At 47.1% G+C, this 7,008-nt stretch carries 4 protein-coding genes and 2 pseudogenes; 4 read left to right on the top strand and 2 right to left on the bottom strand.

Annotated elements, in window-relative coordinates; all coding sequences use genetic code 11:
- Positions 1-235: 235 nt before the first annotated feature.
- A pseudogene (gene tdh, locus MHN01_RS11805) lies at positions 236-394 on the top strand (L-threonine 3-dehydrogenase); the annotation flags it as partial.
- Between the two features lie 58 nt (positions 395-452).
- Here tdh and MHN01_RS11800 read toward each other — a convergent pair.
- Positions 453-1,871: a lipopolysaccharide biosynthesis protein gene (locus MHN01_RS11800; protein ID WP_255725173.1), complete on the bottom strand. Its 1,419-nt coding sequence runs from the start codon at positions 1,869-1,871 to the stop codon at positions 453-455.
- A 77-nt stretch (positions 1,872-1,948) separates the two neighbouring features.
- Positions 1,949-2,902, bottom strand: coding sequence for a glycosyltransferase family A protein (locus MHN01_RS11795; RefSeq protein ID WP_239411528.1), 954 nt, complete (start codon positions 2,900-2,902; stop codon positions 1,949-1,951).
- A gap of 680 nt (positions 2,903-3,582) precedes the next feature.
- On the opposite strand from MHN01_RS11795, the gene MHN01_RS11790 reads away from it, so the two are divergent.
- The 3 genes and pseudogenes from MHN01_RS11790 to MHN01_RS11780 form a co-directional block, all read left to right on the top strand.
- Positions 3,583-4,986: an MATE family efflux transporter gene (locus tag MHN01_RS11790; protein ID WP_239411530.1), complete on the top strand. Its 1,404-nt coding sequence runs from the start codon at positions 3,583-3,585 to the stop codon at positions 4,984-4,986.
- A 290-nt stretch (positions 4,987-5,276) separates the two neighbouring features.
- Positions 5,277-6,692, top strand: coding sequence for a DASS family sodium-coupled anion symporter (locus MHN01_RS11785; protein ID WP_239411527.1), 1,416 nt, complete (start codon positions 5,277-5,279; stop codon positions 6,690-6,692).
- Between the two features lie 53 nt (positions 6,693-6,745).
- A pseudogene (locus MHN01_RS11780) lies at positions 6,746-7,008 on the top strand (histidine kinase); the annotation flags it as partial.

The raw sequence follows: 7,008 nt of genomic DNA, 5'->3' as shown, positions 1-7,008 counted from the left end.
TGTTTGATGAGCGGCTGGGGATTATTTTAGGCTCATTGGCATCAGGGGTCGTTGGTTATTTGTTAATCCGCACCAGCTTAACGTCTAACCGTTCAGGGCGCCAGAACACCAATTCGATATCAGATTCAAGCTAGCGACATAGAGTATAATTTGCAAATAGCCCCATTTTAGCCCCATCAGATAGTCGTTAGTAACTAAGTTGCTGATTTTATTGGTTTGAATTACTCATGTACTGGATATGTTCGAAACTTGGTACAAGATGGCGAGCCTGATCCAATCAGGCCTGGACCTGAACCCAATTATCACTTACCACTTCAAGATTGATGACTTCCCGAAGGGCTTCGACGCCATGCGTAGCGGGCGTTCAGGCAAGGATATCCTTGATTGGGAATAATCGATAATTTCTTGTGTTAAAAAAGCGCTGTTAATCAGCGCTTTTTTATGCCTGCGATTTAGCTCGCAGTTAAATTTAAGCGAGAAGGCGCTATGCTGGGGAAAACCTTTATGCTGATAAGCAGTACAAGCATAGAGAGGCTTAATAGCCCGCCAACAATTAGCTGTGCCCAGAGGTTGAGGGTAGGGTATATCACTTGGCTGATGCCATATAACGCAGCGCCGATCAGTACACAGGCCAACCAGTCGGAATGTCGGTAGGGAAGTGAAAGCTTGGTTTGGCTAAAGTAGTAAAACAGCGCTAGACGAATGGTATAAACGCCTGCCAGGACGAATACGGCTGCCCATATGTTGTATTGTGGGATGAGCAACCAGTATCCAGCAACCGCTAAGGCAGAACATAACCACTGGATCCACATCTGGCATTGGCTGGAATCACCGCTGAAGCAACCAAGGTTTAATAGGTCGCTGGCGTTTTTCAATGCGCTCACGAGAATAAGGCCAACAACGATATTGGCGGCGAGATGGTAGTCTGCGGGTAAGAAGAGGTAGATGAAGCTCGGTACGGTCAGTATCAGAGATACTGCAAAGAAAATTCCCAGGTTGGTGCCAAGGATCGCATTCCTTGCGCACAGCTCACGCCCTTGTTCCTGTTGTAACATTTTGATTCGGTTTGGATACCACCATAGCGCGAAGGGCTGCATTAATAATGCGCATATCATGGCAAATTTAGCGGCTATCGCGTAGATAGCAAGCGTATCTACACCGACTTTGTCTGCGAGCACCCAGCGGTCCAACCCGGTAATGGCAAATAACCCAATGTTGCTGATAACGAACGGAACACTGTACTTCAGTAGCGGTAAGGAATAGCCCAAATAAGCACTACCTGCCATTTGCGCCCATTGGAACTTGAGCAGGAAGAAAAGTAACAGTACGCTTGAGCAGGCTCCGGCTATCAGTAAGGCATCAATGCCATAACCAGCTTCCAGTAAGATGATAATAAGCAGGGCCTGAAAAATGGCTTTGACGACGTTGTAGATACAGAATTTTTTGGCTAGAGATTCCATACGCATTAACGTCAGCGGAATCGCAATTAATCCCTCCAGTAGAGTCGGAACGGCAATGAGTACGATTTGGTAGGGAGCAAATTCATGGGGTAGTTTTGCCAGCAGCAAAGGCAACATCAACCAAATAAGGAAGCTAGCGGCTATAGCAACGAGTAGGCCTAGCAGAAAACAGTTGGAAATTAGTTCACTGCGCTTTTTTCCTTCACTCGGACCGACATAACGGTATAGAGATTCAATAATGCCAAAGCCTATAATGATGGTGCCGATATCTGTCAGCAATATGAGAGACTCTAACGAGCCGTACTCATACGGCGTCAGTCGGGAAGTCACATATGGCATCATAAATAATGACACTCCCTTCAGCATTATTATTCCGACGCCATAATAGGCAGACTGTTTTAATGCACTCATCATATACCCTATTTAGCTCTAACTATTTTCCAATACATTTCTGCGCCAGCGATGTCGCCGAATTGAAATGGCGGTAGTTACTTGATTGGTAGTGATTGCTTGTGTCTTTGAGATGGCATAAGGCATTTCTTCATGTCGCCGAGCGTATGCTTTACACGCCTGGTTTGGGGATCAATCAACAATGAATGAAAGTCGTGCAGAAGGGCTGTGTATATATCACCTCTGGTTCTGAAATAGTCGGCATAGCCTTCTTGTAGTCTTGCCTGAGCTTGTGAGATCGACTTTTTACTGATTGATGTTTTACGATCCTGATAATGTGAAATAACCTCAGAGACGGAAAGCAAATTATTCCATCGTTTAGAATCAGTTTGGGTTATTGAGCCTGCTCTCATGAGATACCCGGTGTAAGAGTGCTTCAATAGTGCAACATCAAAATGCTCGCATACATTTAACCAAAAATGCCAGTCCTCGCAATAACTCATCTTTTCATTGAAAAAGCCGATCTTTTGAAAGACGGCTTTGTTTATCATGACAGTTGAAGTACCGATAATGTTGTTGGCAAAAATATCATTGAGCGGGTTGTCAAAGAAATGAACAGTGTTCTTGTCACTATTGTACTTATTCCAGTACGCAAGGCAGTCAATAATAATTTCATTGTTTTCGTTAAGGTGATCGTAGTTGGTGAAAGTCATTCCAAGGTGTTTGTTTTCTTGATGGACTCTGACTTGCTCGGAGACTTTTCCACTGTACCAATAGTCATCGGCATCCAGAAAAGCTACGTAGTGCCCTGATGATTGTTTGATAGCGATATTTCTGGCTGATGCGGCTCCGACTCCGTCTGTGTTTATGACGATAACATTGTCATGTGTTTTGCTTAGGGTAGCCAGATACTTGTCGGTACCATCGTTGCTGTTATCGTTAACAATAAGGATCTCGATATTTTCATAATCTTGGGTTAGTACGCTCTCAATTGCCTTAGGCAGATAAGGCAGGCAATTATGAGTTGGTATGACAACAGATACTTTATCCATGGCAGGCTCCCATTAGTTTTATAGGGTAAAGCAGAATTCATACCTAAATTGTTCGTATAGCATCAGTTGTCGAACGGTTGTTTGTTATTGTATTGAATTTTAAAGATTATATTGAGAGAAGTGAGTGGTGCTTATACTGTATTGAAGAGAGATGTGAGCGGGTGAAGTGCAATAGATGGTGTGCCAGACGATATGTCGCTTATTGCCAGTATTTTTTTATCTGCATTGCAGAATGCGAGAATAAATGTCCTTATACCCAAGCTACCTCAAGATGCAGGATTCAGAATGAGACCAGTGAGCTCAGTTCAAGGAAAATGACGGTAGGAATGGTAGTCCCTTTCAACGTTATTTGACACAGAAATGGGCGCGCTGGCTCATTCCCAAAGGGCGAGTTTACTTGGCTTCTATGCGTTGTTACCGATTATTAATTTAGAGCCACTAGATTTTCTAATCGGTGCCTAGCCTACAAGCCAAGTAATTCTCGCTGAAACGAGCATCTTGAGGTAGTTTGGGTATTTTTATCCAAAAGGCGCTTAATGCGCCTTTTCTTTTTTCAGCAAGTATCAATACCTCAATAATGAAAGGGAGTTGCAGTGGCCAAATCACCCCAGGATAAGCATTCCGGTGAGAATGTTCATGCCAAGTTTGTCACTGGCTCGCCGATGAAGCACATCGTTGTTATGTCGGGGACGGGCGCAATTGGACTGATGGCGCTCTTTCTTGTCGATTTGCTGGATATGTTTTTTATCAGCTTGCTGGGTGAGATTGAACTGGCTGCTGCCATCGGATTTGCCGGTACCTTGGTGTTCTTCTCTACTTCGGCATCCATCGGGACCTCTATCGCCATGGGGGCACTGGTATCTCGTGCGCTGGGGGCGGGAGACAAGAAAAAGGCGCGATGCATGACAATCAATGTCATGATTTTTGCCTTTATTATCAGTTGTATTTTGGTGTCTCTGATGATGTGGCAGCTTCCTCAGCTGCTGGCAATGATAGGTGCCAAGGGGCGGGTTGCTGAAGCTGCTACGGAATACTTGACGATCCTGCTTCCCAGCGCACCTATGATTGCCATATCAATGTCAGCAGGGGCTGCACTTCGTGGTGTCGGGGATGCGCGGCGCTCAATGGTCGCGACACTGATCGGTGGCGGAGTCAATGCTATTCTCGATCCGCTATTTATTTTCGGCCTGTCAATGGGCGTACAGGGTGCCGCTATCGCTTCTGTATTTGCCCGGCTGGCAGTATTGATCTTCTCGTTGCATGCCGTGATAGTTCGTCATGACTTGGTTGCCCGCCCTGAGCTGAAATCATTTGTCATGTCGATTTTGCCAGTTTCTGCTATAGCTTTCCCGGCGATTCTGACCAACACGGCCACGCCGATTGGAAACGCCATTGTTACCAGTAACATCGCGCAGTTTGGCGAGAGTTTTGTTGCCGGATATGCCGTGATTGGGCGCATTATGCCTGTCAGTTTTGCATTGATCTTCTCGTTATCAGGCGCGATAGGGCCGATTATCGGTCAGAACTTCGGGGCAGAGCGCTGGGATCGGATCAGCCGATCATTGCGCGATGCAATGTTGTTTGTCTCTCTTTACTGTGTGCTGGTGTCTGGCGTTCTATGGTTGGCGCAGGACAACTTAATAGCACTGTTTAGCCTTCAGGGAGATGCTGCAGAGTTGCTCTCTATTTTCTGCTCTTATGTCGCAGTCACCTTTATTTTCAACGGTGCCTTGTTCGTTGCCAATGCAGCCTTTAATAACCTCAATCGCCCGACCTGGTCGACCGCGCTGAATATGGGGAAAGCGACAATCGGGACCATTCCTTTTGTTATGCTGGGGGGATACATTGCCGGGGCAGGTGGCGTATTAATTGGCCAGGCTTTGGGCTCGGTGATGTTCGGAATACTGGGCGTTATGCTGGTGATGAAGCAAGTGAATATCATGGCTCGGGAACATGAGCAACGGCAGGCTGAGCTTGAAATACTGGAGCCACAGGTACCGCTAACCCCATTTTGTTCTTCCCGAACTTATATGGGGCAGGAAGATGCACTGGACGAGCAGCTGGTGACCGACACAAAATCGTAAATCTGCTACATTTTTGGCCTATGATTTCTGTTGTGGGCCGAACCCTCAGAAACGTTAAAATTATTTACATTTCACTTGTTTATTGATCTGATTCGAAGAAATCCCTCGGCGTTACTAGCACAATACTTACCACCAAAGAGTTATGTGTTTGTCGGCCCTAAATCGCCTTTTGCCGGCAGACCCTCATGCCTGCTGTCGTTTCTTCCGAATAACTAGAATCCTCGGAATATCCTAAAGGATGGATGTGGCATGAGATGCAGATTTTATTGTTTTAAGGGAATATCCACATCATGCGCCAATATATCAGGTACATTGTGCCTATCCTGATCCCGCTTCTGATTTTAATTTTGCCGGCCTCGGCATTTCCGGTTGAAGGGCTGACTGTTATCCAACAGCGTGTTATCGCCATATTTTTGCTGGCAGCTTTGTGCTGGGTACTTGAGCCGATCCCGATTTACGCCACCTCGGTGGTGATCATCGTACTGGAGCTACTGCTCCTGTCAAACAAGGGACTTTACCTGTTCCGTGGCGGAGAAGGGCAGGCTCATTTTGGTGAGCTGCTGAATTACAGCGATATCATGGCCACCTTTGCCAGTCCGATTATTATGCTGTTTCTGGGTGGTTTCTTTCTTGCTATGGCCGCAACCAAGTACCGACTGGATGTCAACTTAGCGCGGGTGTTGCTGAAACCGTTTGGTACCCAGCCTAAGTACGTTATGTTTGGCCTGATGCTGATCACTGCTATCTTCTCTATGTTCATGTCAAACACCGCCACCACGGCCATGATGCTGTCGATTCTGGCACCGGTGATTGCGCTGTTTGGTGCCAAGGATCCGGGCAAGATTGCATTTGCACTATGTATTCCGGTAGCGGCCAATATCGGTGGTATCGGTACCCCAATCGGCACGCCGCCGAATGCGATTGCCCTGAAATACCTGACTGCCGAGAACATGATCACCTTTGGTGAGTGGATGTTCTTTGGTGTTCCTTTTGTGGCGGTTTTGCTGGTTTTTGCCTGGGTGCTCATCAATATGCTCTACCCGGCAAAACAAGAGAAAATTGAACTGACTATCAAAGGGAAGTTCCTGAAAACACCGAAGGCGCTGACGGTTTATATCACTTTCGCCCTGACCATCATCCTGTGGCTGATGGGATCTGCCCATGGTATGAACTCCTATACCGTGGCACTGATTCCTGTCGCAGTGTTCTCGCTGACCGGCATCATTAACAAAGAAGACCTGAAGAAAATATCCTGGGATGTGCTGTGGCTGGTTTCAGGCGGTATTGCCCTTGGTTTAGCGCTTGATCAGACGGGGCTGGCCCGTCTGATGGTTCATAGCATACCGTTCGATAGCTACTCGCCATACATCGTACTGGCTGGTTCGGCATTGCTGTGCTTGTTGATGGCTAACTTTATGTCCCATACCGCGACGGCTAACTTGCTGATGCCTATTATGGCTGCATTGGGTACATCCATGACATCGTTGGTACCGCTAGGCGGCGAGATCACGCTGATTCTTGTGGTGACCTTTGCGGCATCGCTCGGTATGTCCTTGCCTATCAGTACGCCGCCCAATGCACTGGCGCATGCCACCGGTCATGTACAGAGTAACCAGATGGCCCGTGTCGGTGTGATTATCGGTGTGGTGGGTGTATTACTGAGTTTCGTGATGATTTGGGCACTGCACCTCATCGATCACATTTAATGGAGCTTGGGCCGCCCGAACAGGGGCGGGCCCTGTTTTACCCCGGAGAGCAGATGCATCAACCGAAAGCCCTACAGCGTATTATCGATACCTATTTTCGCGAACCGTCTCGCTCGGTGAGCGTCAAGGCTGGTACCCAGGTACTTAAGCAGGACGGTTATAACGATAAATTGTACTGGGTGAAGAAAGGTAAGCTCAGTGGCTATCTGAACAAAGAAAACAGTGAACTGACAGCAAGAGTATTTCGGGTTGAACAAGGTATGTTCTTTGGGGTGCATAGCTTTTTCTCCCGGACCTTTGTGGCTTCGACCACGGT

The sequence above is a fragment of the Photobacterium sp. OFAV2-7 genome (assembly GCF_022347985.1).
Taxonomy (GTDB): Bacteria; Pseudomonadota; Gammaproteobacteria; order Enterobacterales; family Vibrionaceae; genus Photobacterium.
Note: the sequence above shows the minus strand (reverse complement) of the source record. Positions and strands in the feature narration are given on the sequence as shown.